Below are 25,598 nucleotides of genomic sequence, written 5' to 3'. Positions count from 1 at the left end.
AGGCATCGCTGCAGAGCAGGAAGCCGGTATTTCCCGCCACATTGCGCGCGCTGATTGCTATGCTTTCATGGATGCAAATCACCAAAATCGGTAGCAGTAACATCATGCTTCCGGCCGCCGTCGCGATTGCCATATGGCTGATCGCTGGCGACGCCCGCCGCTTGTTCCTGTATTGGTGCCTGCTGTTTGGGGGTGGCCTGATTCTGGTCGCGGCATCAAAGATCGCATTTGTCGGCTGGGGCATCGGCATACAATCAATCGATTTCACCGGCTTCAGCGGCCATGCGATGCGCTCCGCCGCGATTATTCCGACATTTTTCTATCTTGCGCTACAGCCAAGAACAAGAGCAGTCCGTTGGGCGGCCGTATTGCTGGGACTCTGCCTGGCCACACTCATCAGCGTTTCGCGCGTGTTTTTGCATTTTCATTCGGTAAGCGAGGCGCTAAGTGGATGGTTGCTGGGAAGCGCCGTCTGCCTCGCCTTCATCCTAAGCGCCGAAAGCCTGCCCAAACCAGGCTTCAATCGGATTCTGATCGCCGCCAGCTTTGCCCTGTTGCTGGTGGCGTCTTGCACCAAGCCGATACCGACGCAACGCCTGATCGATGGCGCGGCTCAACTGCTGTCAGGTCACTCCGCCGCTGTGCGCAAATAAAAAACCGCAGGCCGGATTAGCCTAACTACGTCATCAACGCTAACGACCCCTAGGTTGCAAGCTGCTCGCTGCTGGCAAGAAAATGCCGGACCTCCGCCATTGTCAGGGCCATTTCGGCTTTCAATTCTGAAAACCGGACAGGGCCGCATGCCAGTTTCTGCCGGTTGAATTCAGCATCGATATGATCCAGTATGCGGACTGCCGCATGCGCGCCAGAGATCAGCAAAGAGCCTTTGAGGGCATGGCATTCGTAAGTCGTTCCCGCCACATTCCCGGCCTGCACAGCAGACTCCAGCCGCGCAAACTGCTCTCCCGCGACCAGCAGGAACAACGAGCACAGTTCCGCGCAGACGGCGCTATCCCGATAAGCGTGTTTCAAGAACATCTCAGGGCTGAAATGGCGACAAGTGTGGGATGGCATGACCGAGCTTCATTACATTATCAAGTAACCTGCGAAAAGAGAGGCCGCATAGTCAAAATACATAATCGGGATCCACCGCCGCCAAGATCTGCACGCGCGATGCCGGCTTGACCACGATGGCGTCAAAACCTGCGGCCCTGAACGATGCCAGTTCTTCCTCCATGGCGAAGGCGGTATACGCGACCACGCGCGGCGCAAACGGATTAAGACGCGTCTTGACGATATGGCAAAATTCCCTGCCGTTGATATCCCGCATGCCGATGTCCGTCAGTATCACATCGACCAGATTTTTGTTCAGGTAGTGCAGCGCATCAGAAGCACAGGTAAGCACGTGCACCGAATAACCGGCGCGGGTCAGAATCACCTTGGCCAGGTTGCTGTTCAGAGGATTGTCATCCACCACCAGTATGTTTTTCATTGCGTCTTCATCGCTGTGTATGCCTTGACTGAATCGGCAGTGTAAAAGTGAATATGGAGCCTCGCTCAAGGCGCGACTGCACGGCAATCGTACCTCCCATGCATTTCACGAGCTCCTTGGCCAGCGCCAGGCCCATCCCGCTTCCCGCCTGCGAACGCAGGTCTGAGCCGTCTACCTGCGTGAATTTTTCAAAAATAGCGTTCTGAAAACTGGCAGGAATGCCTTCACCGGTATCGATCACTTTAAATTTCAGATCGCCCGTGCCGGGGAAAACCCGTACGGTGACCGCGCCTTGATTGGTATATTTCACGGCGTTATGGATTAAATTATTAAGCACCCTGACAATTTTGCTGCGGTCACAGGCAATTTCAAGCGGCAGACCGGGGCTCAGCGACAGCCGCAAGCCTATATTTTTCCGCATCGCCGTAGAAGCATGCCCCGCGACAATCTGCTGCATCAGATCGCGCAGATTTTCCGGCGCAATAAATACTTCCATTTTCCCTGCAGCGATCCGTTCAAGATCCAGTACGGAATTGACCAGTAACAGGAGATGTGTGCCGCTGTCGTGAATCGCCTGGGCGAAATGCCATTCGTCGGTGCCGGCCAGATCCTCCCGCAACAGCTCTGCGTAACCCAGGATACCGTTCAACGGTGTTCGCAGCTCATGCGATACGTTGGCCAAAAACTGCGATTTCGCCTGATTCGAAAATGCTGCAGCGCGGCGGGTTCTTATCAGGCCATTGGTCAAGAACAAAATGAACGTTGTGAATATCAACACCACGCCAGTGGCAAACATCGCCACGCCATAAGTGCGCCGCTGATGCACCAACCGGTGCCCGGCGGATTGCGCTGCCTCAAACACCACACCTTGCGCCAAACCTTGCGCCGCACCCTGCTCCACGTAGGCCGGGGCTGCCTGGCTAACCACAAAAGCCCCGATCTCTAACTCGCGCTCAGTATCGTCATATAAAGTCAGCGCCCATATACAGGCGATTAACGCGCTTGCAAACAGAAAGATCGCCAGGCGCATGTCTGATTTGTGCGGCGCAATCATTGCAACAAATGCGTCACGCATTTTTTTCAGTACATCGGTAAGGCGCAAAGCGGCCACTGAAATCCATTTTCAAAAAAAAGTGAAATTTGCGGTTGCAAGCGATTGCACCTCAACCAATGCGGCCATTACCGTCGCAAGTCGCCGCCGGGCGGCAGATCAGATTAAATTTCCTTAATGCAATATTAGTGGAATAACCAGTCTCTTTGTACTGTCAGAATTGTCAGTGATCGCAAGTGGTCGGCATCTATGCAGAAGAGCCTTGCAATTTGCATACGAAAGGGCTACTTTCTCAATTAAGAATACCCCGGAAACATTCTTGCAATTGCAGACCAGGCTGAAGGGACTCGCAGATGAAAACCGTTGCACAAATTCTCAAAGGCAAGCAGAACCAGGCGATCTACACCATCGCACCGGAAGCCAAGGTGTTCGACGCTATCAAGATGATGTCGGACCACAGCGTCGGTGCGCTGCTGGTGACGGTGGATGAAGAAATTGTCGGCATCGTCACGGAGCGCGACTATGCCCGCAAGATGATACTCAAGGGACGCTCATCGACCGATACCTCGGTAAGCGACATCATGACCGGCTCGGTCATGTATGTCCGCCCGGAAGACACCAATGAACAATGTATGGCGCTGATGACTGAAAATCGCCTGCGCCACCTGCCGATTCTGGACGGCGGCAAGTTGATCGGTCTGATTTCCATCGGCGATCTGGTAAAAGACCTGATTTCCGAGCAGCAGTTCATCATCCAGCAGCTGGAGCATTACATCATGGGGCATCCGGCCTGAGCAAATCAGGCATATATATTAAAAAAAGCATGGGAACAAGCGGCACTTGGCTTGTACCATAATATTGAATTGCACCTCACAGGTGGCCTCAGATGAAAAACTGGGTAGTCCTGCCTTTCTGCCTGCTGCTTGCCGCCTGCGTCTCCGCACCGCAGGCGCCGCGGGCAGATAATCTCTTCGACGATCAGCTGTTCGCTGCGCCCTCGCAACGCATCAGTGCCGCCGACGTATTCGCGCTCAGCCCGGCTATGAAGCGATATCTGAAAAGCGAAGAAATGACTTATCAGATGCATGCTAAAGGCATGCAGCAAGGTTTGTTCGACGCCTTGTACAACAAGAAACAGCTGAAACTCGACTACAACTCCGAGCACACCCGCAATGCGGCGCAAACCTTCGACGCGCGCGCCGGAAACTGCCTGTCTCTGGTGATCATGACCGCCGCTTTCGCCAAGGAGCTCGTGCTGCCAATCCAATACCAAAGGGTATTGATCGATCAATCCTGGACGCGCAATGAGAATATTTATTTTGCCAGCGGACACGTCAATCTCACGCTGGGGAAAAAACTGTCCGACGTCCATACGCGATACGACCAAAGCAGCTTGCTGACAATTGATTTCCTGCCGCCGTCAGAAATTGATGGCCAGAATCGGCTGGATATCAGCGAAAACACCATCGTCGCCATGTACATGAACAACCAGTCGGCCGAAGCACTGGCTTCGCATCAGCTGGACGATGCCTATTGGTGGGCGCGCGAAGCCATCCGGCAAGATCCCAGATTCCTTGCCGCGTACAACACGCTGGGAGTCATCTACCGGCGCCACGATAATCCGTTGCAAGCCGAACGCGCGTTCGCGCAAGTGCTCGAACGCGAGCCGGACAATACTGTAGTCTTGTCTAACCTGATCGATGTCCTCGGCGACCTGGGCCGTACCAGCGAAGCAAACGCACTGAACATCAAGCTGACGCAGTTGCAGCCGGAAGCGCCATTCCAGGCGTTCAACCTGGGCATCGCAGCGATGCAAGCAGGAGACTACAGGGCTGCAAAGCTGCAATTCGGCAAGGAACTTCTACGCGATCCTTACTATCACGAATTCCAGTACTGGATGGGTATCGCCTGCCTGCGGCTGGGAGAAATCGACCAGGCGGCGAAGCATCTGAGCATCGCCATGGAAAACAGCACGACCCGCAACGATCATGACCTGTATGCCGCCAAGCTCGACCACGTAAAATCTTACCGTGCGCCGCTTCTGGTGCACTGAGTAGCGCACCGCCAGTTCGCAAACGTAATGCAGCGCAATGCGATATGTAATGGAAATTATTCCATTACTGCAGCAGTGAATCCGGCGAACCGGCTCGCGTAGCAAGGCTTTGATTGCCGCTTATGTGCGGTACATCTCTTGCCTTTTTGCAGACAATTTCCTCACAACTTATTTATTGTTGTTCCTCGTAAATATGCGCGTGGAAATTGCGCAACAATATAGTTAAATGATGTCAAATATTAGCTTTCCATGCACAGAACGATTTAAGATCAAATCGTCTCCATACAAAAGAGGTGCCGACATGGGATGGGTTAACAGATTGGCGACGAAATATATTTTGACGCCTGAAAAGCTGGCTGAAAACGAACTGCGCGATACCCGTCTTGCCTTGTATCAAGCGGAGCGACAGTTGCTCGAAGCGGAAATGCGGGTTGACTACTACCGCAACGTACTGTCTTTCCTCGAAGCCATCGCCGCCGACGGCGTGGAAAAAGTCGCCGACACGCAAAGGCAAAAGCCATCCATCCAGTTGCAGGGGCCTCAGCGGCTTACTCCCGAGCTCAGCTCGTATCGCGGCGCAGCCTGAGGTCGTTTTCCGCACTGGCGCCAGCGGCGGCGATGATTGCATATGCGGGCTATTTGCGCTCGCGAATTTCGCGACCATCGCGCCGCTGGTCCAGTGCCGACTTCAGCCTCGTCCTTCTCCTGATTATCCACGGCAAGCCCCCATCGCTCCAAGATGCGATCCGGGCCAAACCATCCGACATGCGTATCCCCTAAGCCATGGCTACGAGATCGCACCAACCTCGCCGGGATGTGACAAAATAGAGCAGCGCCGCCTGTCCGGCGCGCAGGCAAAATCCGCCTGTCACGCTGGACAGCCACCCTCCCTTGCTGGAAGGTAAAGATGATTCAACCCGCATCTGATGCATTCGTTTTTTTCGGCGCCACTGGCGACCTCGCTTTCAAGCAGATTTTTCCAGCCCTGCAAGCCATGATCCTGCGCGGCCATCTGGACATGCCGATAATCGGCATCGGCAGATCAGACCTGAGCAAGGAGCAGTTCGTCTCGCGCGCGCACGACAGCATCGAACAGCATGGCAAGCTCGATGCCGGCGCCTTCGGCAAGCTATCGGCACAGCTGCAATACCTCAGCGGCGACTACCAGGATGACGCTACCTACCGGAATCTGAAGGCGCTGCTGGGCAACGCCAGCCATCCCCTGCATTACCTCGCCATTCCGCCAGAGATGTTTGAGAATGTGATCAAGGGCCTGTCGCGCTCGGGTTGTACCAAGAACAGCCGGGTGATTGTCGAGAAACCGTTTGGACGCGATCTCGCCTCGGCGCAAGCGCTGAACCAGGCGCTGCTGCAAGCCTTCGCCGTCGCCGACATTTACCGCATTGATCATTACCTGGCCAAGGAGCCGGTGCAAAACCTGCTGTACTTCCGCTTTGCCAACAGCTTTCTCGAACCGATCTGGAATCGCAGCCATATCGCGAGTGTGCAGATCACCATGGCCGAGTCGTTCGGCGTACAAGGCCGCGGCAGCTTCTACGAAAGCGTCGGCGCGATTCGCGACGTGGTCCAGAATCACCTGCTGCAAGTGGTAGCGCTGCTGGCCATGAACTCCCCGCTCGATCATCATCCAGACGCCATACGCGATGCAAAACTGCGCGTGTTCCAGGCCATGCAACCGATCAGCCCGGAGCAGGCTGTGCGCGGCCAGTTTCGCGGTTACCGGGCCGAACCCGGCGTAGCGCCGGACTCTATGGTCGAAACCTTCGCCGCCCTGCGCCTGGATATAGACAATGAGCGCTGGGCCGGAGTGCCCTTCTATATCCGTGCAGGCAAGCAGTTGCCGCTGACCGCAACCGAAGTCATGGTGACGCTGAAAGCGCCGCCACAACCGGTCTTCGATTCAGCAGCGTCGGGTCAGGCAAACTATTTCCGCATCCGTATCGGCCCCGACGCCCTGATTTCAATGGGCGCGCGCGTCAAGCTGCCCGGCGAAGCGATGGCAGGCGAGCCGGTAGAGTTATTGGCGCAGCGCCATCCGGGCGACGAAATGACGCCCTATGAACGCCTGTTTGGCGACGCCATCCTGGGCGACCCTGCACTGTTCGCGCGCTATGACAGCATTGAAGCCGCCTGGCGTATCGTGACGCCGCTGCTGGGCGATACGACGCTGCTGGAAATGTATGAAGCACAGAGCTGGGGACCCGCTGCAGCCAATAGTCTCATCGCAGCGGCCGGCGGCTGGCACAACCCTGAATCGACCAAGGATAGCCATGGCAGCAACGGATGACGTGATTTTTTTTCTGGATGTCGACAATACCCTGCTCGACAACGACCGCCTGATCGCGGACCTGATGCAGCATCTGGCGCAGGAGTTCGGCGCCGACCAGCGCGACAGCTATAAAACGATCCTGGAGCAGTTGCGAACCGAACTCGGTTATGTCGATTATCTCGGCGCCATGCAGCGCTTCCGGCTGGCGAACATGCACGACACGAAGACCTTGCTGATGTCCGCCTTCCTGCTCGACTATCCGTTTGCCGACCTGATCTATCCAGGTGTGCTGGACGCCGTCGCCCATCTCAGGCAATGGGGACGCACCGTGATCTTGTCGGACGGCGACGCCATCTTCCAGCCACGCAAGATCCAGCGTTCCGGTTTATGGCAGGTGGTAGACGGCCGGGTACTGATCTATGTCCACAAGGAACAGATGCTGGACGACGCGGCACGACTGTACCCAGCGCGCCACTACGTCATGGTGGACGACAAACTCAGCATCCTGAGTGCGATGAAAAACATCTGGGGACCGCATCTCACCACTGTATTCCCGCACCAGGGTCACTATGCGCTGGACCCGGAGAATATCGCCGCGTATCCGGCGGCAGACGTCACAGTGGAACATTTCAGCGACATTCTCAGGCAGGATTTTTCCGCATTAGCGAGGTAAAACATGAACGCGACGGCCCAATTGCGGGCGTTTGACCTGATTGAAATTCAGGCAATACCGCGCGCCTTGGCGATGGCGGCGAGCGCCTGCGATGTCGTCGGATGATGCGGCAAGCCCGCCAGGGAAACCAGTTTTATCAAGGCATCCAGAATTTCCGGGGCTGCAGCAATCAGATGCGCATGCGCCAGCATCTCTTGTTTATTGTCGCCGGTCCCCATGAGCTCTTCATAAACTTCGGTCCTCGGATGCGTGGGTATGACGCAGATCTGGATATCGGCATCGGCTCCCACACACACGGAGTCGTCGTTAGTGGCATCGAGTATTTTCCAAGGTCCGCGCACAATACCCTCCGACGCCGGACTCAACAAACGGGATATCCTTGCTTGCTCGGGCAAATGGTCGGCAAGCGCAATGCTGTCAATCGGAGGGGTAGACATGATTGACTCCGGTTTTTGCTGCAATTTCACAGCTTGCCGTATTTTTAGATGCCTAATAAGCATATTCGGTGTAGTGATATTTGCCATATTTGATTACCGTGCAGAATGATGCAATTTATTCGAGCTCTCCGTAAGCGCTTTTGCATGATTGCCGATTTCAAGAAAATGCCAAATAGGACTAGTCCGCAATTAAAATCAAACCACACGGAACAATCTGAAAATGCGCGCTCATCGCAGCGCGCGGCTTTTCCCTGTTCACCGGCAATACCGCCGGCCGCAAGATATATCCTGGCAATCTTTATACGGCGACCAAGTGGGCAGTGACCGGGCTGGCGGAAAGCCTGCGCCGGCAACTGGTCGGCACTGGCGTCAGGGTATCGGTGATCGCACCAGGCCATGTCGATACGCAGCTCTGGGCCGAACGGCCGGACGCCATGATGGAAGCGGACGATGTCGCACGTGCGGTGATGTGGGTGCTGGCGCAACTGGCGCTCATCAACGTCAGCGAGATGATCACCCGTGCGCTGGGCCAGGAGCTCTGATTTTCGAATCAGACAAATACCAAACAATAGAACAGCCGGTCGGGAAGATTCAGCGTATCCCGGGCTGCCGACCGGCTCTTTGGTTTATTTGGGCACCGCAGCCGCTGGAGCCGGTGCAGGAGGCGCAGGAACGAATTTCGTGATCACGTAACCGACTGGTATCCATTTATCCGCCGCTTGCACCAGTGAGACTTTTTCTACCGTCGGCGCGTTGGCGAAACGCGACGCGAAAGCGATATTCAGATATTCGCCGGGTGGCAGATCGTTTGGATTCGTAATGTGGACGATTTGCTCCCAGCGCCGGTCGGTAAGAGATCCCAATTCTTTTTTTACCGTAGCCAGATACTTGAGCCAGTCTTCCTTGCTGATGCTTTTTTGCATGGCAGGCCCGCTTGACGACCACATGCGGTCAGCTTGATTGCTGTCAGCCAGCGCGACCCATTGCGAGGCGGTGGCGATGGCTGCATCAATCGAGGCGGGTGACTGGGCCAATGCGGGATTGGCCATGAACAAGCCCGCCAGGGCAAATCCGGCGGCGCCGGTTAGTTTCTTTAACGATAGCAGTGCGGTCATTTTTCTCTTTCCAGCAAGCAAATGAAAGCCCGGAATGGGTAAGCAACCTTATCATAAACGAAATTATTCTCTATCCAAATAGATCAGCCATCGCCGCGGTCTGGATTGCGACCCGCTAACCTGGTGTCATGAGTTACTCCGCGATGATAACCACTTCCACCCTGCGGTTCGGCTGCAAACAGGTCAACAGAGCCGCACGCGGCTTGACACCGGTGCAGGCAACGATCTGATCCTGAAAGCCACGGCCTTCGACGCTGATCGGCGCCGTCACGCCGTGCTCTTGCAGATAGCGCTTGACGGTATTCGCACGCGCCAGGCTCAGCCGCTGGTTGTAGGCGACGCTGCCGAGGCGGTCCGTATATCCGGTGACGCCGATGGCTTTGACCGTGACTTTACGCGCCGCCAGTTTCTGTGCCAGATCGTCCAGTTCGGCGCGGCCTTTTGGCAACAGATCGGCGGTTCCTGATTTATCGAACTGAAACAAGGCGTCCGCCGACAGCGTGATTCTTTCCGGCGTCGCCGGCAGCGTTACAGGTTTAGCCGGTCCGGCACAGTTCGCCGCAGATTTTTCTGCCCCGCCGGCCAGGTCCTCCGCAATCTGGATATAGGGTTTGGCATGGCGCCATCCGGCGTCATGGATTTCATTGCCGGCGTGGACCAGTTCGACTTCGCTGCATGCGGTCTGCTGGGCTACGCAGGAGAATCCGGCCGACTGTTTCAGTGCATCGTATCTGGCCCACAGATCGGGACGCAATTTCTCGGCATGGTTGACCAGCGGTGTTTCCCAGCCCGGGTCCCGGCCAGCTTCAAGAGCGCCGATGATGCGCTGGCTTTCGCCCAGCGCCGCCTGCGGGAAACCGCCGCGATCATTGCTGCTGTACTCATGAAATGATACGTCGAGCCAGCATTGCGCCTTGGACAGCTGATAATCGGCCACCCTTCTGCCGCCGTCGTTGAGCGCCTTGATGCGCTGCTGGATGGTGCGGTAGATGCCGTAGTCACGCTCGATGACGCCATCGCTGATGCGGTCTTGCTGGGCTGCCAGTTTTCCTGGCGCAGGCGGCGGCTGATGCGCGCACGCCCCCAGCGTCAATGCGATCAAGGCAGCTGCGGCAGAACGATATGGGGTGCGCGACAACTTCATGCTCTTTCCTTTCAATTTCAAGCCCATGCCTGGATTTGCAGGCCGGAAGTCCTGCATTATTTATCCCGCGTCAGCGTCGGATTGACTGCTGCGTTCTTGCTGCCAAACAGGTCTTCGTCGAACTTGAAGCGCACCCGCAGGTAGATACCGCGATTGGTGTAATCCGAGCCGGTCAGGTCGCTGGCGCTGAAGCCGCGCCAGTTGAAGCCGGCCGACAACCACAAATTATCCTGCAACTGGTAACCCGCTTCGAAACCCTGGGCATACTGCTTGCTGCTACCTTGCGGGCTGTACAGCACCGAGCTCAAGGCGCTGATATCCCAACGTTTGGTGATGTCATAGGTAACGCGGCCGCTCAGCAGATAAGCCTGATAGGTGGCATTGGTGCCGTCGAAATAGTCCCGCCGCCATTCCGCGGCAGCGCGGCCATCCAGCCACCACGGACGGCTTGGATGGTAATCTGCGTGCATCGAAATGATGTGCTTATCGAAACCCTGGCTGGCATTCTCGTCGCTGCCGCCGAGGCCGTCGTTGGTGCTCGGCGGCACATACTGGTTCAAGCCGCTCTTGTCACGCTGCAGCCAGTATTCATACCGCGCCAATACGTTCAGCCGATTGGTGTCGGTATCGCGGAAAGCGATACCGGTCTGCAGACGGTTTTCCCACAGGTTGCCGGTGTGGCCGCGATTGTCGGTATAGAGAAAATAGTTGCGGCCGAGGAAAGTCCAGTCGCGGCTGATCTTGCGCGCCGCCGTCAGAGTCGACAAATAGGTATCGTTACCGGCCAGGAACGAGGTGCTCGGCGCCACTTGGGTATTGGCGGTATTGACCATGGTGTAGGTCAGGTCTTGCGTGCGGCGCCATTCAAGCCTGCCGCCGAGCAGCCACAACTCGCTCGGCCGCCATTCGACGCCGCCGGTCAAGGCATAGGCGCTTTGGGTCTGGCCGCGCATGGCGTTCAGGTATTCCGCCGACGTGGTCACCTTGAGCGTATCGCTGACGTTCCAGGCGTTGCGCAAGCCGTTGGCCCATTGCAACTGGTTGCCGTCGATCGCATCGCGCATGCGGTATTCGGAAAACACGCTCTGGTTCTTCATGTATTCGTTGTCGATGCCGAACACGAAAGCGTTACTGTTATACACGCCGTCGGTGGCTTGCGGCGAAGATAGCCCGGTCAGCCATTCGTACTTGGCGTACAGCCGTCCCGATTCGGAAAAATGATAGGCGGTGCCGAGCGCGGCGCGGTGATAGTTGTTGCCGGCGATGCCATTCTCGTATTCACCGGTGAGATCGAACTTGTCCGTCATCTTGTAAGTGCCGCGCAGCCGCAAGCCGGTGCTCTCGTAACTGACTCCGGCCAACCCGAAATTGCCACCGTTGAGACCGTATCCGGTCTGCGGATTGAGTACGCCATAGCCGGAACCGAAAGTCGATTGCGGACTGACCAGCAAACCGCTGCCGAAACCGAGCGTGTTGTTGGCATAACTGCCGGCATCTTCCCGCGTATGCGTCAGGCCGAGGTCAACATCCAGCTTGGGCGTCACGGCATAGCTGACGCCGGCGGCGCCGGCATCGCGCTGGGCGTCGGCCACCCGGTCCTTGCTGTGCGTACCCTCGACGTAAACGCTCCACCGCTCGTCGATTTTCTTGGTGACTTTGAGCGCGCCCTCTTCTCGCCCTTGCGCCAATGAGGCCGAGGGATTATTGAAATAAGGGTCGCTGCGGCCGAAGTAGGCGCGCGCCTGCAGACCGTCAGTCTGGTGCAAGGCTTCGACGCGCCAGGCATTACCGGTGACGTCTTGCAGCAAGCCGCCGGCGGCAACGCCGGGCTTGCCTGCCACCGGTTGCAGGCTGAAAGGGTTGCCCAGCAAGCTGGACCCGACGTCGCTGCCAAGCACGCTTTTGCTGCGCGCATATTCAGCCACGATGGCGGTGTTGTCGTCCAGCTTGACGGTGGTATTGGCGCTCATCAAGGTGTACGGCGTGTAGGGATTCTTGTCCTTGACATAGCTGCCGCCGACTTCCAGCATCTTGCCCAGCTTGAACTGGCCATCCAGGCCGTACACCCAGAAGGTCTCGCCGCCGGCATCGACTTCATAGGTGATGCGCAAGGAGTTCGGATTGCCGTTGGCGTCCACCGAAGGCACCGGCTGGTTCAGCAGAATGCGTCCGGAAAACGGCTCAAACGTGTAGTCGGCGTAGCGCTGCAAAGGCTGCACAGTGAGGATAACGGCCGGCTGATAACGGTCGCGGGTCACGATCTCGACTTTTTCCGACCCGACCACGGCATTTGCCTTGGAGACGGCAAATGGTCCCGAAGTGCCTTGCGCCGCGAATTCCTGCACCAGCTGCACCAGGGTGTCCTTGGTGACGAAGGCGTTGACCAGGATGCCATCTTTATCGTAATGGCCACGGGCGCCGTTGATGCTACGGCTGTAGTTGCCGAGGTCGCGCTTGCGCAGGTTGGCGACGCTGCCACCACCGGTTTGCTGGCTGAAGCCGTCGCCGGTATTGAAATCACCGTATAGCAGGTACGATTTATCCTTGTCGATCCGGACATACAGTTTGGAGATCGACTGCGCATCGAAGCCCTTGATCGACGCATCGCCGTACACCGGGTAATAAGCGTCCGGCCGGATGTCGCTGAACAGCCGGACATTGGTATCCTTGTCGGAATCGTAAGCCATGGTCAGCAACGCATCGCCCTTGATTTTCCCTTTCAGGAAGAAGGCCGTACGCAACGCCCCATAGCGCTTGCCATCACCGCTGCTGCGGGCCCAGCTATCTATCTCTTGCTCGAAACCGTCGCCGCGCTGCGTTCCAGAGAGTTGCAACGGCGACTTGGCGTCGAAGTGAATGATGCCCTCGATCAGGCCGACGCCCAGCATTTCGCGCAGTTCCGGCACAAAGCTGATCACCCCCTGCGCCTGGGCGCGGCCGGCGGTAATCCGCACGGTCACGTCTTGCGGCTGGTACGGCGCCAGCAGCAGGACTTCCGCCTTGCCGTCCACCACCTTGACCTGCGTGCCGGGTGTGATGCGGTCACGGTCGGTACGGCCAGGACCGAACTCGTCGGTGCTAGCGCCAGGCAATTGAATCCGGCCGCCAGAGGCCTCGACGGTGATGGTGGTTTCACCTGTAATCAACTGGCCTTTGTAGTCCAGCGCACTGATGCTCAGGTGCGCCGGCGTCTGGCCATCGGCCGGCAAGCTGTCCTGGTCGACTTCAACCCGGATCAGTCCGACCTTGCGATTGGCGCCATAGTTTGCACCCTCAATCCGATCCGGATAAACCTGCGGGCCGGTGGTCAGGTTGCTGTTGCCGCCGTTTAGCGCCGGCAACACCAGACCTTTTTGATAAATGTTGCCGTCGGTGTTGAACTGGCTGGCCGGCGGCCCGAAATCCTTGCGCGCGCCCTCTGCCTCCTGGCCCCACACTGGCCACGAATTCATCAAGCTCAGGGCCAGCACGCTCAAGCCGGTATGACGTATTTGACGCATTGCGCTGGCATTCTTCTTATTGCGCATGATCGCCTCCCTGTTGCAAGGGCGGCTGTTGCATTTGCAGCTGTTGCAGCGGTGTGTCGCGTTCACTGCGGGTTTCCGGGACGGGTGGCGGATCACCAACGCCGCTGGCGCGCGGCTTGACGATGGCCTGGTTGGCGCTATCGGTGCCTTCCTGCGGATAGTCGGGTGCCTTGCCTTCGAACTTGAGTACGGCGCCGCGTTTTTTCTCGGTCTGCGGCGCATCGATTTCACCTTGGGCGCGGCGTGCCTTGACTTGTTCCATGACAGGATTCGAGCAGGAGCCTTCGATGAAATCGGCACGCTGCAATTCGCCGTTCTTGAGGTCGAGGAACAGGCTGTTGGCGTCACCCACATTGCGGTTGCTGCTAACGACCAGGCGGCTGCCGCGCGGCAAGGTCGTCTGATCCACTTTCAGCACGTGAGTGCGTGGCGACAACCCGCAGTAGCTGTACTTGCCTTCCACATCGCTGATCAGGAAAGTGCCGTCTTCCACATACAGGCGCACGCCGGGTATGCCAAGTTCTTCTTTGTCCTTGATCTGGTTGCCGTTGCAATCGACAAAAATCATGCCGACCACGCAAGCATCGTTGGTGAACACACCGCCTGTGACGCGCACCTTGACCTGGGCCTGGTTGGCGCAATTGACTTTGCTATTGCCGGGACAGGTTGCGGTAGCGCGGCTGACGCCGTCGCCATTCATCGCCCCTACGCCCAGCCGCACACGGGTCGTAGCCGTAACGCTGCTGTGCGGATTGATGACATCCACCACAGTAGTCAGCACCGGCCCAGGGCTGCCATCCTGTTTGACCAGCGTGGCGCCGCTGACGTGCGTGCTGTTACCGACGGCGCGGAAACCGTTCGGCAAATCGATCACGATATTCGGCTTGGCCACCGCGGCATCGCCGGTGTTGGTGACATTCACGGTATAGGTAACCAGGTCACCCAGTTCGGCCTCTTTCTTGGTGGTGGTCTCGACCACCACCAGCACCGTCGCACTGATGATGCTGGTGGCGTCGTTGCTGCAATGGTTGCTATCGTTGCAACTGGTCCCTGGCGTCAGCGGCGTAAACAGATCGCCGCCGCCGGAAACGTTGGCATAATTGGTCAGCGTGCCGTTGGCTGTGGCCGCCACGTTCACGCCGTAGGTCAGGCTGACGCTGGCGCCGACTGCCAGCGGTATGGTCGGCGTGAAGTCAAAGGCTACGTTCTGGCCGCTACTGGTCACATTGCTAATGCTGCCAGCGGTGCTGGTGACCGAGCCGGGCGCCAGGCTCATGCCGACCGGCAGCAAATCTTGTATATGAATCGCGCCACTGCTGGCGCCACCCTTCTGGTTGCTGATGGCGATGGTGTAATTGCCACTGGCGCCTGCGGAAAAACTGCCGAGATGGCTCTTGACCAGTTTCAGCGATGAAGCCGGTGCTGCGATCGCCGCGATATCAGTGCTGCAACGATTGGCGTCGCTGCAGGCCGCTCCTGGCGTCAGCGGCGACGTCGGATCGCCGCCACCGGAGACGCTGGCGTAGTTGGTCAGGCTGCCGCCGGTGCTCAGCGCCACACTGATGCCGTAGTTTACGCTCACAGAACCTTTGGGCGGAATCGGCGCGGCCGGCGTCAGATCAAAGCTGAGACTCTGGCCGCTGATGACAATATTGCCAATGCCGCCTGCGGCACTGGCAATGGAATTGGGTAGCAGGCTGAAGCCGGCTGGCAACAGATCGCTGAGGTGAATCGCGCCGTTGGTAGCAACATCGCCGCTATTGCTGATAGTAAGCGTGTAATTGCCGTTGGCGCCCGCCACAATATTGCCCGTGTGGCTCTTGACCAGCTTGAGCGCCGGCGCGTCGGTGATCGCCGTCGTGTCGCTGCTGCAATGCATGCTGTCGGTACAGCTCGTTCCCGGCGGCTGGCGGCCGGTGAAACTGTCGCCGCCGTTCATGCTGACATAGTTGGTGAGCGAGCCGACCGCCCCGGCCGCGACATTCACCGCATAGGTCAGGTTGACGACGCCGGTAGACGGAATCGGCGCCACCGGCGTGAAATCGAAATTGAGCAACTGGCCGCTGACGACAATGTTACTGACGCTGCCGTTGGCGCTGCTGATCGAGTTGGTTTGCAGGCTGATGCCAGCCGGCAGCAGATCGCTGATATGGATCGCGCCGCTGCTGGGCGCCAGACCGTCGTTGCTGATCGCCAGGTTATAGCTGCCGCTACCGCCGACGGTAAAGTTGCCGCTATGGGTTTTGGTAATCTTCAGGCTGGCGTTGGCAATCGGATTCACCACCGGATTACAGACGGTCGGATCGAGCAGCTCGGCCGGCGTTTCGTGCAGCGGATCTTGCGGCAGCCGGCAGTTGGCGTTGGGCGGGTTGAAATTGCAGGCCACGCTGTTGGACGGGCTGCAGCTGGACGAGGTTGGCGTGGTCGCCACATTCACCAGCGTTTCCGTCACCGGCGTATTGACCTTGACGTTCAGCATCAGGGTGATGAATTCGGAACGCTTGAGGATACGGCCGGACGTCGTCAGATCCCAAACCACCTTGTTGCCGCTCAAGACACCCGCCACGTCGCTGCCTGCGGTCGAGACGAAGGTAGTGCCGGCAGGCAGGACGTCGGCGACTTGCTGGACGTTGGTCGCCAGCACCAGCGGCAGATAGCCGGGGTTGGATAGCTTGATGATATACGTCAGGTTATCGCCCGCAAGAATCGCCTGCCCCTGCAGCGAGGTGCTGCCACCGGTTTTCACAACATCCTTGTTCAGCGCGGAAATCGGGTTGATGCCCAAGACCGTGAGAGTAGCGCTGGCCGGCTGGGCGTTGCTCACCCCTTGCGTAGTCTGGACTGCATTGACCGGAATCGTATTGATCTGATTGCCCTTGGCCGTACCAATCACATCGACCGTCACCACGCAGCTGTTGCCGAACGAGACGGTGGCGTTGGTGATATTGATGGTTTGCGCGCCAGCCGCTGCGGTCACCGCCGGCGCACCGCAATTGAGCTTGGTCACATTCGGTGCAAACGCCACCACCACGCCGGCCGGCAACGCATCACTCAAGCTGAGGCCTGTGAAATTTCCCGCCGCGGTGGAGTTGGGATTAATGATCTGCAAGGTCAAGGTGGAGAGCTCGCCGACGCCTGTGCCCTGGATATTGCTATCTATCTTGCCGTTGCCGTTTTCCTGGAACACCACAATCGGGTTGAATCCCTTCGATACCAGCGGCGCCTGCACATTGGCTTTGAAAGTCAGATTGGCGTCGACCGGCCGCACGTTGGTGGCGCTGGCGTCCGGATTGCCGCCGGCGTCGGTGGCGGTGACGGCATTCGCCAGGATGCTGTTGGTTGCGGTAGCGCCGGCCACTGCCAGCGGACTGGAGGGATCCGCCACCACATCGAAGGTGATCGTACACTGCGGCGCCGTGGTCGAAATGTTAAAGCCGAGCAACTGCGTCACTTTCAGGGTGAGCGTTTTGCCGCTGGTCTGGAAGCTGGGCGTGCCGCCAGCATTGTTGGTGCACGACACCGCGCCATTCAGCGGCGTGCTGAACATAAGGCCGCCCGGCAAAGTATCTACCGCCTGTACATTAAACCGCGTGGTTGCCGCCGGATTCTGGATCGTGATGGTGGCCTTGGTCACGCCATTCAACGGCAACGACGTCGGATTGAATGACTTGGCGGGAAAGAGCGGCGGTACACCGACCACCACCGCATTGGCGGTAGCGGTATGGCTACCTGCCGCGCAGGGACCGGCGCCGGTACAGGCAATCACTGTATTGCTCTGCGGCGTGCCGAGCGGCGGCGGCACAAAATTGCTGTCGGCTTTCAGGCGTACCTTGATGACGCAGTTGCCGGCCCCACCTTGCGCAATCAAGCCGTTGTTGAGCGTCATGGTCTGCGATCCCGCAGTTGCCGTGACCGTACCGCCGCAAGAATTACTCTGCAACGCAAAGACACGCAGATTCGGCGCCGTCGCCGACCAGTCGTCGGCAAAGAACAAGGGTTTCAGATCGGTATCGACGCCACCGACAGGGACGATTTTATTCAGCTGTATGGTCATGTCGATCAGGCCGCCTGTCACTGTGCCCGGCGCATGCCCCACCGGCAACGGTGCAGCTTGCGTCAACGCCGCTTCGGTCACCAGCTGTACATAATTTTTTCCGACGCTGATCAGGGTCGGCACCTGGCCCACGCCCGGGTTTTGCAAAATCACCGTAGCGCTGGCAGCGTTATGCACCAACGGCGCGCCATTCGCGACCATCGAATTGGCCGGGATGGTATTGGTAAACGGCTGGCCGTCGGCAGCGGCAGGAACGATCACCTTGGCCGTTACCGTACAGGTCTGGCCTGCGCCCAGGCTCGCATTCGCCAGCCGCACCGTATTGGCGGCCGGCGAACTTACCGCGCCACCGCTGCAAGTGGTGGAAAATCCCGGCGCGGTAGCGTACACCGTCATATTTCCCGGTAGTGCATCGCTCACACCGAGGCCGGTCCAGGCTGCGCCGGTATCGTTATAGATCGTCCAGGTCATCGAAAATGCCTGACCGACGAAAGCATTCACCAGCGAAAAGGATTTGGTCAGACGATCGGTCGGCTGCGGCGATACCGCCAGGGTGCCGGTGGTAGCGCCGGTATTTGCCAGCGGCGGCGTCACCTGGCCGTTGAGCGAAGTCAGGTCGCCGCCCCTGATCGTGTTTGACATGTTGACCGTGCTGGCAGCCGACGCCGAATCCCCCACCACTTGCATCGTCACGGTACAGGTGCCGCTAGCCGGAATGGTGGCGCCGGCGAGAGAAAACTGGTTCGCGCCCGGCGCCGCATTCAATGTACCGCCGCAAGTTGTGGTCGCACCGGCATTGGCAACCGTCATGCCGGCCGGAAAACTGTCATTCAGATTCGTATTGGTCAGCGGCAGGATATTCGTGTTGTTCAACGTGATCGTCATCTGCGAGGTCTGGCCGGAGACGATATTGTTCGGTACAAAAGTCTTGGCGCTGACTTGCGGCTGCGCCGTGTCATGCCGGATCACCGTGAGCGAGGCGCTGGCGGCTTGCGGAATCACCTCGCCGTCGGCCAACGGGCCGCCGGCCGGAATCGTATTGGTATAAATGCTGGAAGTGGTCGACACCACGTCCACCTGGAAGGTGCAGATATCGCCGAACTGGGCTGAGCCGCCATTCACGGTGACCAGGGTTGCCCCTGGCGTGGCGGCAAGCGTGGCGCCGCAGGCATTGACGATATCGGGATTGGCCGCCACGGTGACGCCGCCGGGCAGGTTGTCGGTCAGGTTGAAATTGGTGAGCGTTTTGCCTGGCGTCTGATTGGCAATGACGATGCTCAGATGACTGATGTTAAACGGTGCGCGATCCTGTATCTGGACCGGATTGAAGGATTTGTTGACGCCGGTGACCTGGGCCGATACCGCTGTACTCCATAAAAAACCGCTGACTGAAATCAGAATTACAAAGAAAAATGAACCACGCCTGAAGTGCGGTGCAATCATTGTTTTCCTCGGTACTTTTAGAATCCAGTCCGTTTTTCAACGGTTCTTATAGATATTTAATTTTCCGTTCGATAATTTTAGTTAACTTATATACCTGTAGCAACATAAATTAACAATCAACGTGGTAAAAATGTAATAACGGCTAACCGGCAACGCCTCGCATATCGATAAATCTCGGGAACCGTTGTCATAGTTGCTGCGTTATCATTGAACCATGCAGCCAACTTCCTCCCGTTACCTGAAACCCGATCAATGGGCCGTGGCTTTCATGCGCGCCGTGAACAGCTGGTGGTCGATGCTGCACCTGGTCGGCATCGCACTGGTGATGGGGTTTTCCCCTTCGACCTATCACCGCGCCAACCTCAGCACCACCTACAAGTACATCTACGCCAGCACCTGGCAGATCCTGCCCTGGTTCACCTTGCTGACGACCTTGCTGAGCATGGTGCTGATCCGGATCGTGATCATCACCGCTCTCAGCTACGGTCTGTCGCGCTATGCGCTGGAAATGGTGGTGCGGGTGCTGGTGCTGGAACTGATCCCGTTGTCCGCCGCGCTGTTCGTGGCGCTGCGTGCGGCGCTGGCGTTCAATACCGCGGGTTCGCCGCTGACCGCTGCGGTCGTCGCACAAAATTCGGCCGGGCTCGACGTCGCGCAGCTGCAACTGGACCTGGTGCCGCGCGTGATCGCCAGCGCTTTCTCGGTAGCGACCCTGGCCACGGTCAGCGGCGTGATTGTGCTGCTACTGGCCTATGTGAATGTATATGGCATGACGCCGTGGGGCTTGCTTGACTACACGCGCACCGTCGGCCGCGTCTTCGAGCCAGTGGTCACCATCGGTTTCGCGTTGAAAACGCTGCTGTTCGGGCTAGCGGTGGCGGTAATTCCAGTGGCGGCGATCCTGGAAGGCGCACGCCGCAATATCAATCTTTCCTCTACGCTGCAGCCGGGCGCAACACGGCTGCTGTTCGTGCTGGTCCTGATCGAAGTCGGGGCGCTGGCAGTGAAATACATTTAAGCAAAAAATCATGACTCCTGTCCCTGAATCCTCCGCTCCCGGCTCTCCTCCCCTGGCTCAGCCACCGGCCCACGTCGAATTCAAGGCCCTGCTGCTGCTGATCCTGATGTCTGCGCTGGTCTGCGGCTTTGTGCTGTATGTGATGTATGCGCGCGGCGTCTTCGAAAGTACCCAGCGGCTGGTGCTGATCTCCGACGATTCCGAGGGCGTGCTGGTCGGCATGGACCTGACTTTCTCCGGCTTTCCCATCGGCCGCGTGCAACGTATCGATCTGGGAGCAGACGGCAAGGCCCGCATCCTGATCGATGTGCCGCGCAAAGACGCCAACTGGCTGCGCACTTCCAGCGTGTTCACGCTGGAACGCGGGCTGGTCGGCGATACCCGGATTCGCGCCTTCAGCGGCGTGCTGGACGATCCGCTGCTGCCGCCGAACTCGGAGCGCACGGTGCTGCGCGGCGACACTGCGGCGGAAATCCCGCGGCTGGTGGCGACCGCCCGTGAATTGCTGGAAAACCTGCAAACCATCACCGCCGCCGACTCCAGCCTGAATACCAGCCTGGCCAACGTACAAGCCGTGACCGGCCGCCTGAACGGCCAATACGGCGTACTCGGCGGCGCACTGGGCGGCGATGAAAACGCCAAGAAAATCATCGCCACGCTAGACCGCGTCAATGCCTTGCTGAGCAAGGCCGACCAGCGCGTGTTCGGCCAGCCCGGCGGCAAGCCGGGCGTGATGGACGATGCGCAAGCCGCAATCGTGCAGCTCAACGGCGTGCTGAGCGATGCCCGCAGCAGCCTGAAGAAAGTCGACGCCGTGCTGGCGGAAGCGCAGGCAGTTGGCAGCAATGCCCGCATCGCCAGCAACGACTTGGGCGCATTGCGCGCCGAGGTCGACGCCAGCTTGCGCAAAGTGACGCAACTGGTGGATGAAATCAACCGCAAATGGCCTTTCGCCCGCAATACGGAGCTCAAACTGCCATGAAAAACTTTTCCATCTCCCTGCTCGGCCTCGGCCTGCTTGCTGCTACAGCAGCGCTCAGCGCCTGCAGCAGCAAGCCGCCGCAACCCGACTGGCAAGGCAACGCCTACAGCTCCTTGCAGAGTTTTTCCTCGGCTTACCTGACAGGCGACACCCGCGTCGCCGATGTGGAGTTTGCCCGCGCCCGCAATGCCGTCGCCAGCACAGGTAGGCCGGACCTGGTCGCGCGCGCCGAGCTGATGCGCTGCGCCACGCGCGTCGCCAGCCTGGAGTTCGACAACTGCGCCGGCTTTCAGCCGCTGGCGCAAGATGCCGACGCCGGCCAGCGCAGCTATGCCGCTTATCTGAACGGCCAATGGCAAGGCCTGGACGCCAGCCTGTTGCCGCCTCAGCACAAAACCGCGGTCAGTACCGGCCGGCTAGGCGATATCCAGGATCCGCTATCGCAATTGGTGGCGGCCGGCGCGCTATTGCAAAGCGGCCGCTTGACGCCGGCCGATATCGCGACCGCAACCGAAACCGCCTCGGCCCAGGGCTGGCGCCGCCCCTTGCTGGCGTGGCTCGGCGTACAGTCGCAACGGGCCAAGGCTGCGGGCGACGCCGCGGCCTTGGCACAACTGCAGCGGCGCATGGACCTGGTGGCCAAGCCAGCACCTTAGAGCGCTTATGGCGGCGGCGTCAGTTCAGCGCAGTTCGACGTAATCGGCTGGCCGGCAAACAGCTTCTGCACGAACGGTTTGGAGTCCGCCAACGACACAAGTACCGTGCTGTCGTGAGTCTGGCCCGCATAATAATGCTGCTCGATAGTGCTGCCGGCAGCACAAGCGTCTTTAGCGAACAGATACTGGACCACCGTCGGAATATCGGTATCCAGAGTGCCGGTGCCGACAAATACCGGCGCCGCAAACTTGACTGTCGGATAGTTGGAATATTGCAGGGTCTGGGTAGCCCAGGCGGTGACGTCGGCGCTGAACAAATCGGAAGTCACCAGCTTGTTCTGGTTGATGTAATCCTCGATCGGCCCCAGGCACTGGCTCGCCACTACCGCATAAAACGCCTTGCCCTTGGCGGTCAGGTGATCCGCCAGCAAGAAATTCGGGATCACTCTTTCTGCCGTGGCGTAACCCAGCCAGGCATAGGCTTCGAGCGTACCCAGTACGGAGGTGAAACCAGTGGTCGGAACCTGTGCCGTCAGCGCGTTCAGGTAGGCCAGCACGCTCTGCAGCTGATAAGGCACGCCGGTGGCGACCGTCCCCAGCAGCTTCAGCTCTGGCGCATAGGCCGGTGCATAAGCGGCAGTGGCAATCGCCCCTTGCGCGCCCTGCGACTGGCCGACAATCACCACCGAACTGGAGAGTTGCGGGAAATTCTTGATGGCAGCGCGGACGCTGTCCAGCACGCTATAGGCTTCGGCGCGCGAGTGCAGGTACGGATGCAGTCCGGGCGTACCCAGTCCCTGGTAATCGGTAGACACCACAGCATAGCCTTGCGCCAGCCAGGCATCCAGATAATCGACATCGCGCGGATCGCGCACGGTCCACGACGGCGCACAAATATCGGCGACGCCGACGGTGCCATGCGACCAAGCAATCACCGGCCAGCCGCCGGCCGGCGGCACGCCTTTCGGCAACTGCACGTCGCCGGAAACATAGTTGGCGGTCTTGCCGTCGTCGCCATCGGTCGAGCTGTACAAAATCCTTATACCTTGCGCAGCGTTGGGCAGCACCAACGGAGCAGGCAGCGGCTCCTGCTGCAGCAATACGCCAGGGGTATTCGGAATCGTCCCGTTCCATCGATAAAACGCCGAAACGCCGCCATCTGCGGTAAACGCCTGCGACTGCGGCGCCAGTTGGCCGTCACTGCCGCCGCCACAAGCGGCAAGCGTCAGGCTAAGTACGGCAGCGGCAAACACTGCTGATTTTCGGACCGGTTGAATAAATTGCATGAATTATCTCCTCATTTATTTTTTATGTATCCGCTCTGAATCCAACACGGATGTTTCCATTATGCATCACTATAGATGGAATGCCATTCCTGCAAGTCGTGCTAATTTTCAAACATTAATTAATAGATAAGCGTACTTCCTCAACACACCCGATCCGGAACGATAGTCAAACAGAAAGGCAGTGCGATGGAAAACATGAGTAATTTCGGGAAACCGCGAAACACCCTGAAGGCCGGTGCTTTTGTTTCAGCTATCGCACTACTGCTGGCCAGCGTCGCCTGCAGCGATAGCGCCCGGGCTGATTCGAAACCGGTCGCCGTGCCCCTGCCGGCGCTAGAGGCAGACCCGCTCCAGACATCGGTGTCCGGCCTGTCCTCGGGAGCGTTCATGGCGGTCCAGTACCAGGTAGCCTATTCGGCTTCGGTGATCGGCGCCGGCGTGGTAGCCGGCGGCCCTTACTACTGCGCCGCCGGCAACTTGCTGAACGCCAGTATCTGCATGGGACAAGTTCCCGGCGTTGCGCCAGACTCGGCGCTCATGCTGGCGGCCGCCAAGGATTTTGCTGCGCTCGGGCAGATCGATGCAGTCGGCAATCTGCGCAAACGCCGCATCTACCTGTTCAGCGGCACCAAGGATACCCTGGTGCTGCAGCCGGCCGTCGCCAGCGCCGTTGCCTTCTTCAAACAGGCCGGCGTGCCTGACGCCAGCCTGTTATATGTGAACCGGCTGCCAGCCGGCCATGCCCTGATTACGCCGTCGTTCGGCAACGACTGCGGCGCCAATGCTGCACCCTATATCAGTCACTGCACGGTCGACGGCCAAAATTATGACCAGCCGGGGGCCTTGTTGCAGCATATTTACGGCCAGTTGCAGCCGCCGGCAAAAAACCTGGGTGGGCAGATCATCGCCTTCAAGCAGAGTGAGTTCGCCGGCGCTGAAACCGGCATGGCGGATGAGGCCTTCGCCTATATCCCGCAAGCTTGCAGACAAGGAACCGCATGCCGGGTCCATGTCGCGTTCCACGGCTGTACGCAGTCGGCAAAGACGGTCGGCAACGATTTTTACCAAAAGACGAGTTATAACAGCTGGGCCGACAGTAACAATATCGTGGTCTTGTATCCTCAGGTAGACGCCTCGGTCGCGCCGTTCAATCCGCAGGGCTGCTGGGACTGGTGGGGTTATACCGGCGCAAACTATGCGCAGAAAGCCGGCTCGCAAATGGCGGCGGTGCGCGCGATGATCACCAGGCTGACATCAAAGCCATGAACCTGACAGCGGCCACAGCACCAGCAGCAGGAACGCAACGCCATCAACGCTGCGCCTCGTGCTGCAGCCAGTCGCAAAAATGCCTGATCAGCGGCTGCCCGGCCTGTTGCCGCGCCACTATCCACCAGTAGCTTCTGGCGCGTATCACCGGCGCCGCCAGTGGCGTCACCAGACGGCCGCTGGCGAGTTCATCGGTGATGAGCGGCAACGGCCCGAGCGCCACCCCCAGGCCGTCGATGGCAGCCTGCAAGGTCAGGTAAAAATGATCGAATGATTGTTTTTTGTTGCACAGGGCCGGCGCCACCTCGGCAGCGGCCAGCCATTTCGGCCAGGCGTCGGGGCGGGTATCTGAATGCAGCAAGGTATGCGCGGCGAGGTCGCCTGCGACCTGGATCGGCGCCCGCGCCAGCAGCGCCGGACTACATACCGGCAGTTCGCTCTCTTCCAGGAATTCTCCGTATTCGCAATTCGGCCAGTGACCGGGACCGCGGCGGATGGCGACGTCGAATTGCTCTCCCGCTCCACCCAACGGCTGTTGCGAAGTCGAGGTAGACAACTTCAGTTCCACTCCCGGATACAATCGCTGGAAACCGCTCAGGCGCGGCAGCAGCCAGCGCATGGCAAAAGTCGACAAAGCATTGATGTGCAGCACCCGCACCGTGCCGGATTCGCGCAGCAGCTTGGTGGCGGCAGCGATATTATCGAAAGCCGCCTGCACAGTAAGCAGGTAGCGGCGGCCGTCATCGGTCAGTTGCACTCTTTTGCCGATACGATGAAAGACTTGCATGCCGAGCCAGGTTTCGAGCGCCGCCACCTGGCGGCTGACCGCCCCGTGGGTCACATGCAGCTCTTCTCCCGCGGCCGAGAAGTTTTCAAAACGGGCTGCAGCTTCGAAAGCACGCAGTGCTTGCAGGGGAGGAAGTTGACGAGGCATGCTTGTGATTATAGATCACAAGCAGCTCGTAAAAAAGTCGATTTGTGCACACTTGGAATTTCTGTAACATGCGTCTATTGGACCGATACTCACTGGTGCTTCAGCCCTGACGGGAAATTTATCCGGAATCGGCTCACACCAGTCCTGGTACGCAACCTTGTGACAATTCCTAGGAAG

21 protein-coding genes are annotated in these 25,598 nt (G+C 58.7%); 11 read left to right on the top strand and 10 right to left on the bottom strand.

Going from position 1 to position 25,598, the window contains the following annotated elements; all coding sequences use genetic code 11:
- The first annotated feature begins 104 nt into the window (after positions 1-104).
- Positions 105-653: a phosphatase PAP2 family protein gene (locus tag ABI171_RS12690; protein ID WP_348092912.1), complete on the top strand. Its 549-nt coding sequence runs from the start codon at positions 105-107 to the stop codon at positions 651-653.
- 49 nt (positions 654-702) lie between these two features.
- Here the strand turns inward: ABI171_RS12690 and ABI171_RS12685 are convergent, their stop codons facing one another.
- The 3 genes from ABI171_RS12685 to ABI171_RS12675 all read right to left on the bottom strand — a co-directional run bounded on the left by ABI171_RS12685 (position 703) and on the right by ABI171_RS12675 (position 2,603).
- Positions 703-984: a hypothetical protein gene (locus tag ABI171_RS12685; RefSeq protein ID WP_348092911.1), complete on the bottom strand. Its 282-nt coding sequence runs from the start codon at positions 982-984 to the stop codon at positions 703-705.
- A 142-nt stretch (positions 985-1,126) separates the two neighbouring features.
- Positions 1,127-1,492, bottom strand: a complete 366-nt coding sequence (locus ABI171_RS12680) for a response regulator (RefSeq protein ID WP_348092910.1) — start codon at positions 1,490-1,492, stop codon at positions 1,127-1,129.
- Positions 1,493-1,499: 7 nt separating this feature from the next.
- Positions 1,500-2,603: an ATP-binding protein gene (locus ABI171_RS12675; protein ID WP_348092909.1), complete on the bottom strand. Its 1,104-nt coding sequence runs from the start codon at positions 2,601-2,603 to the stop codon at positions 1,500-1,502.
- A gap of 293 nt (positions 2,604-2,896) precedes the next feature.
- Here ABI171_RS12675 and ABI171_RS12670 point away from each other — a divergent pair, with 293 nt between their 5' ends.
- From ABI171_RS12670 to ABI171_RS12650, 5 genes are all read left to right on the top strand, one after another.
- Entirely contained in the window at positions 2,897-3,337 is a 441-nt protein-coding gene (locus ABI171_RS12670; RefSeq protein WP_348092908.1) for a CBS domain-containing protein, read from the top strand.
- 92 nt (positions 3,338-3,429) lie between these two features.
- A complete protein-coding gene (locus ABI171_RS12665; protein WP_348092907.1) occupies positions 3,430-4,596 on the top strand; it encodes a tetratricopeptide repeat protein in 1,167 nt (388 codons plus the stop codon).
- A gap of 337 nt (positions 4,597-4,933) precedes the next feature.
- The gene (locus ABI171_RS12660; RefSeq protein WP_348092906.1) at positions 4,934-5,182 is read left to right on the top strand and encodes a hypothetical protein; all 249 of its coding nucleotides are present in this window, start codon (positions 4,934-4,936) and stop codon (positions 5,180-5,182) included.
- 321 nt (positions 5,183-5,503) lie between these two features.
- On the top strand, positions 5,504-6,904 hold the full coding sequence (zwf, locus tag ABI171_RS12655) for a glucose-6-phosphate dehydrogenase (RefSeq protein WP_348092905.1): 1,401 nt from the start codon (positions 5,504-5,506) through the stop codon (positions 6,902-6,904).
- A complete protein-coding gene (locus tag ABI171_RS12650) occupies positions 6,888-7,559 on the top strand; it encodes an HAD family hydrolase (RefSeq protein WP_348092904.1) in 672 nt (223 codons plus the stop codon). Before zwf ends, ABI171_RS12650 begins: the two co-directional genes overlap by 17 nt.
- A gap of 47 nt (positions 7,560-7,606) precedes the next feature.
- Here the strand turns inward: ABI171_RS12650 and ABI171_RS12645 are convergent, their stop codons facing one another.
- Positions 7,607-8,083 (bottom strand): hypothetical protein, encoded by a 477-nt coding sequence (locus ABI171_RS12645; protein ID WP_348092903.1) that lies wholly within the window; start codon positions 8,081-8,083, stop codon positions 7,607-7,609.
- Positions 8,084-8,226: 143 nt separating this feature from the next.
- Here ABI171_RS12645 and ABI171_RS12640 point away from each other — a divergent pair, with 143 nt between their 5' ends.
- The gene (locus ABI171_RS12640; RefSeq protein WP_348092974.1) at positions 8,227-8,538 is read left to right on the top strand and encodes an SDR family NAD(P)-dependent oxidoreductase; all 312 of its coding nucleotides are present in this window, start codon (positions 8,227-8,229) and stop codon (positions 8,536-8,538) included.
- 84 nt (positions 8,539-8,622) lie between these two features.
- Here ABI171_RS12640 and ABI171_RS12635 read toward each other — a convergent pair whose 3' ends face one another.
- The 4 genes from ABI171_RS12635 to ABI171_RS12620 form a co-directional block, all read right to left on the bottom strand.
- On the bottom strand, positions 8,623-9,111 hold the full coding sequence (locus ABI171_RS12635; RefSeq protein WP_348092902.1) for a DUF4019 domain-containing protein: 489 nt from the start codon (positions 9,109-9,111) through the stop codon (positions 8,623-8,625).
- Positions 9,112-9,244: 133 nt separating this feature from the next.
- Positions 9,245-10,255 (bottom strand): OmpA family protein, encoded by a 1,011-nt coding sequence (locus tag ABI171_RS12630; protein WP_348092901.1) that lies wholly within the window; start codon positions 10,253-10,255, stop codon positions 9,245-9,247.
- A gap of 56 nt (positions 10,256-10,311) precedes the next feature.
- The gene (locus ABI171_RS12625) at positions 10,312-13,782 is read right to left on the bottom strand and encodes a hypothetical protein (protein ID WP_348092900.1); all 3,471 of its coding nucleotides are present in this window, start codon (positions 13,780-13,782) and stop codon (positions 10,312-10,314) included.
- Positions 13,772-19,279, bottom strand: a complete 5,508-nt coding sequence (locus tag ABI171_RS12620) for a hypothetical protein (RefSeq protein WP_348092899.1) — start codon at positions 19,277-19,279, stop codon at positions 13,772-13,774. The genes ABI171_RS12625 and ABI171_RS12620 overlap by 11 nt, the downstream gene beginning before the upstream one ends.
- A 214-nt stretch (positions 19,280-19,493) precedes the next feature.
- Between ABI171_RS12620 and ABI171_RS12615 the strand changes: the two genes are divergently transcribed.
- From ABI171_RS12615 to ABI171_RS12605, 3 genes are read left to right on the top strand one after another with little or no spacing between them, the layout of a single operon-like run.
- The gene (locus tag ABI171_RS12615; protein ID WP_348092898.1) at positions 19,494-20,297 is read left to right on the top strand and encodes an ABC transporter permease; all 804 of its coding nucleotides are present in this window, start codon (positions 19,494-19,496) and stop codon (positions 20,295-20,297) included.
- A gap of 10 nt (positions 20,298-20,307) precedes the next feature.
- A complete protein-coding gene (locus ABI171_RS12610; protein ID WP_348092897.1) occupies positions 20,308-21,279 on the top strand; it encodes an MlaD family protein in 972 nt (323 codons plus the stop codon).
- On the top strand, positions 21,276-21,935 hold the full coding sequence (locus tag ABI171_RS12605; RefSeq protein ID WP_348092896.1) for a hypothetical protein: 660 nt from the start codon (positions 21,276-21,278) through the stop codon (positions 21,933-21,935). The genes ABI171_RS12610 and ABI171_RS12605 overlap by 4 nt, the downstream gene beginning before the upstream one ends.
- Before the next feature lie 5 nt (positions 21,936-21,940).
- On the opposite strand, the gene ABI171_RS12600 is transcribed toward ABI171_RS12605, so the two are convergent.
- Positions 21,941-23,221, bottom strand: coding sequence for a lipase family protein (locus ABI171_RS12600; protein WP_348092895.1), 1,281 nt, complete (start codon positions 23,219-23,221; stop codon positions 21,941-21,943).
- Between the two features lie 195 nt (positions 23,222-23,416).
- Between ABI171_RS12600 and ABI171_RS12595 the strand changes: the two genes are divergently transcribed.
- Positions 23,417-24,487, top strand: a complete 1,071-nt coding sequence (locus ABI171_RS12595; RefSeq protein ID WP_348092894.1) for a PHB depolymerase family esterase — start codon at positions 23,417-23,419, stop codon at positions 24,485-24,487.
- 43 nt (positions 24,488-24,530) lie between these two features.
- On the opposite strand, the gene ABI171_RS12590 is transcribed toward ABI171_RS12595, so the two are convergent.
- Positions 24,531-25,421, bottom strand: a complete 891-nt coding sequence (locus ABI171_RS12590) for a transcriptional regulator GcvA (protein WP_348092893.1) — start codon at positions 25,419-25,421, stop codon at positions 24,531-24,533.
- Positions 25,422-25,598: the final 177 nt, after the last annotated feature.

The sequence above is a fragment of the Collimonas sp. genome, from assembly GCF_039923675.1.
Taxonomy (GTDB): domain Bacteria; phylum Pseudomonadota; class Gammaproteobacteria; order Burkholderiales; family Burkholderiaceae_D; genus Collimonas.
The sequence above is the reverse complement of the archived record's forward strand: the minus strand, read 5'-3'. Positions and strand labels throughout refer to the sequence as shown.

What these genes read in the sequence shown, in the direction of transcription:
- ABI171_RS12690 (WP_348092912.1), top strand. Translation starts at nt 105, where the DNA reads ATGCTTCCGGCCGCCGTCGCGATTGCCATATGGCTGATCGCTGGCGAC.
- ABI171_RS12680 (WP_348092910.1), bottom strand. Translation starts at nt 1,492, where the DNA reads ATGAAAAACATACTGGTGGTGGATGACAATCCTCTGAACAGCAACCTG.
- ABI171_RS12670 (WP_348092908.1), top strand. Translation starts at nt 2,897, where the DNA reads ATGAAAACCGTTGCACAAATTCTCAAAGGCAAGCAGAACCAGGCGATC.
- ABI171_RS12665 (WP_348092907.1), top strand. Translation starts at nt 3,430, where the DNA reads ATGAAAAACTGGGTAGTCCTGCCTTTCTGCCTGCTGCTTGCCGCCTGC.
- zwf (WP_348092905.1), top strand. Translation starts at nt 5,504, where the DNA reads ATGATTCAACCCGCATCTGATGCATTCGTTTTTTTCGGCGCCACTGGC.
- ABI171_RS12650 (WP_348092904.1), top strand. Translation starts at nt 6,888, where the DNA reads ATGGCAGCAACGGATGACGTGATTTTTTTTCTGGATGTCGACAATACC.
- ABI171_RS12645 (WP_348092903.1), bottom strand. Translation starts at nt 8,083, where the DNA reads ATGGCAAATATCACTACACCGAATATGCTTATTAGGCATCTAAAAATA.
- ABI171_RS12635 (WP_348092902.1), bottom strand. Translation starts at nt 9,111, where the DNA reads ATGACCGCACTGCTATCGTTAAAGAAACTAACCGGCGCCGCCGGATTT.
- ABI171_RS12630 (WP_348092901.1), bottom strand. Translation starts at nt 10,255, where the DNA reads ATGAAGTTGTCGCGCACCCCATATCGTTCTGCCGCAGCTGCCTTGATC.
- ABI171_RS12625 (WP_348092900.1), bottom strand. Translation starts at nt 13,782, where the DNA reads ATGCGCAATAAGAAGAATGCCAGCGCAATGCGTCAAATACGTCATACC.
- ABI171_RS12620 (WP_348092899.1), bottom strand. Translation starts at nt 19,279, where the DNA reads ATGATTGCACCGCACTTCAGGCGTGGTTCATTTTTCTTTGTAATTCTG.
- ABI171_RS12615 (WP_348092898.1), top strand. Translation starts at nt 19,494, where the DNA reads ATGCAGCCAACTTCCTCCCGTTACCTGAAACCCGATCAATGGGCCGTG.
- ABI171_RS12610 (WP_348092897.1), top strand. Translation starts at nt 20,308, where the DNA reads ATGACTCCTGTCCCTGAATCCTCCGCTCCCGGCTCTCCTCCCCTGGCT.
- ABI171_RS12605 (WP_348092896.1), top strand. Translation starts at nt 21,276, where the DNA reads ATGAAAAACTTTTCCATCTCCCTGCTCGGCCTCGGCCTGCTTGCTGCT.
- ABI171_RS12600 (WP_348092895.1), bottom strand. Translation starts at nt 23,221, where the DNA reads ATGCAATTTATTCAACCGGTCCGAAAATCAGCAGTGTTTGCCGCTGCC.
- ABI171_RS12595 (WP_348092894.1), top strand. Translation starts at nt 23,417, where the DNA reads ATGAGTAATTTCGGGAAACCGCGAAACACCCTGAAGGCCGGTGCTTTT.
- ABI171_RS12590 (WP_348092893.1), bottom strand. Translation starts at nt 25,421, where the DNA reads ATGCCTCGTCAACTTCCTCCCCTGCAAGCACTGCGTGCTTTCGAAGCT.